2 protein-coding genes are annotated in these 2195 nt (G+C 65.3%); both read right to left on the reverse strand.

Annotation, left to right across the window (positions count from 1 at the left end; genetic code table 11):
- Window positions 1-1292 (reverse strand): FAD-dependent oxidoreductase (locus ACWEQQ_RS44980; protein ID WP_452352565.1); only part of this gene is annotated, 1292 nt, incomplete at its 3' end.
- A 16-nt stretch (window positions 1293-1308) separates the two neighbouring features.
- Window positions 1309-2195, reverse strand: an 887-nt coding sequence (locus ACWEQQ_RS44985) for an AurF N-oxygenase family protein (protein WP_452352566.1), incomplete at its 5' end; no start/stop codon positions are given.

Consider the following 2195-nt stretch of genomic DNA (forward strand, 5'->3'; position numbering starts at 1 on the left):
CCGCGTTTGGCCCATCCGACGACGTACACGCCGCGCAGAGGATCCCTGGTTGTCGGAGAAATGACTCTGCCGTTTCGGTTGAGGATCTGACCGTTGTGTGTGTCGGGGAGTCCGTCGATAGGTGCGGTGCGGAACCCGATGGCACGCACCACCGTGCTGGCCGGGAACGTGTGCCCGCCGGTCGTGTACACGGTCAATTCGCCGGTGCCCGTCGACTCGATGTTCGTCACGTGCTGTTCGAAGCAGAACACGACTGGCAGCCGGGTGTCGTCTCGGTCGTTCGGATTGGCTGGGTGGTTCATCGCCGGTCTCAGCGGTTGGCCGGCTGCGGAGCCGGGTTCATGGTCCGGGGTTCTGGTCGTGTGTATCGACAGATTGGGCAGGGCCAGGATGTCCTGCATGGCCGGGGTGGCAAATGCGGACCGGTCTGCGCGGGCACGGGACAGGACGGTCACCTGTGTCAGTGCGGCGATGCTCGGAGATGTGCTGTGTTGGTGGGCGAGGTGTCTGATCACCTCGAGGGCGACGTTTCCGGCGCCGGCGATGAGGCAATGCGGCCCGAGGGGCGGCGGCTCGGCGGGGGATGGGTTGTTCACGCTGGCAAGGACATCGAGTGCGTCGTACACACCGACGGGCAATGATGAGTCGGATCGGGTGAGGGGGCGGGGAATCGAGGCGCCGTGGGCGAAGACCACCGCGTCGAACCGGCGGCGCAAGTCCTCGAGGGAGAGATCGCGGCCGATCTCGGTGTTGTAGACGACGTTGACCCGGTCGTCGCCGAATGGAACATCGAACAGGCTCAGCATTTCGCGCAGGTCGGCGTCGGGTGCGATGGCCCTACGCAGCAGGCCGCCGAGGTGGGCGTGGCGTTCGTAGACGGTGACGTCGACGAAGCTGGACCGTCGCAGCAGCTCACGAATGGTGTACATGGCGGCGGGGCCGGCGCCGACGACTGCGATGCGGGGCCGTCGGCCACCGACGTTCGAAGGCCGTGGGAGAGGCGTTGCCGGTCGCCGGCCGGATGTGGTTCGGGGCCCGGTGTGTGCGAAGTAGTCGCTGTTGCGGCGGAGATGGTGTTGTTCGGTCGCGGTGAGGGCGTGGTCGGGTTTGATCGCTGAGGTGGGGCAGGCGTCGACGCAGGCGGTGCAGTCGATGCAGGAGTTCGGGTCGATGTGCAGTGTCGGCGTGGTGGCGAAGTCGGTGTCGCCGGGGCGGGGGCGGATGCAGTCGCGCGGACAGGCGCTCAGGCAGGAGACGTCCTTGCAACAGTGTCCCAGGATGACGTGGGCCATAATCGCTTTCGAGAGGTCAGAGCAGGTTCGAGGCGCGGTAGATACGTCGAGCGACCCGGTTGAGCAGGCCTTCGCGGTGGAGGAACTCGATGAACGAGCCGGTGGCCGAGCGGAACATCATGCGGTGGTGCTCGTTGGCGTCGATCGCGGATTTCACCTCCGGCCAGCGCAGTCCGAGTTCTTCGTAGACGCGCCGGTTGATCAGGCTCTTGGCCACGACGTGGGTTCCGACGGCGATGGCGATCGTGCTCAGGAACCGTCGTGGCCGCGAGATGGAGGTGAGCTGGTCGCGAATGCGGCGGCGGGCGAAGGCCATGTGCCGTGATTCCTCGACGACGTGGATGTAGGAGGTGCGGCGTATCGCGTCGGCGACCGTGGCGTCTGTCATCCAGTCGCGTTGCATGGCGTCGAAGATTTCCTCCCCGGCCAGCACGATCCCGTAGGCGACCTCGTGCCAGGCGAACATCGCGAACAGCCGGCCCAGCAGTTTCTGCAGCCGGTCGTGGGGATAGAAGTGTGCTCCGATGCTCTCGACGCCCTTGATGAACATCAGCGAATGCAGGTTCTCGTCGGCGCATTCGTTGAGCAGAAACGCGATGTCGGGGCGAGCGGGGTCGGCACCGTGATTGGCGCGCAACAGCGCGACTTGCAGTCCGACTTCGAGCCAGATCGCGATACCGAGGAACTGCGCTACTTCGCAGCGGGTCAACAGGATTCGTTGCTGCTCCGACATCGACGCCCAGATCGGGGTGTCGAACAGCGGCGACCACTGCACGGTCATTCCATAGCGCTGATCGGCGTCGGGCTCCGGCTCGTACAGCTGCGGACATCGTGGGTCGAACGATAGTCGCTGGGCCGACTGGATCAGTGTGTGGAAGAACTGATCCTGCTCGGTAGCTACCA

Source organism: Nocardia sp. NPDC004123 (assembly GCF_053603795.1).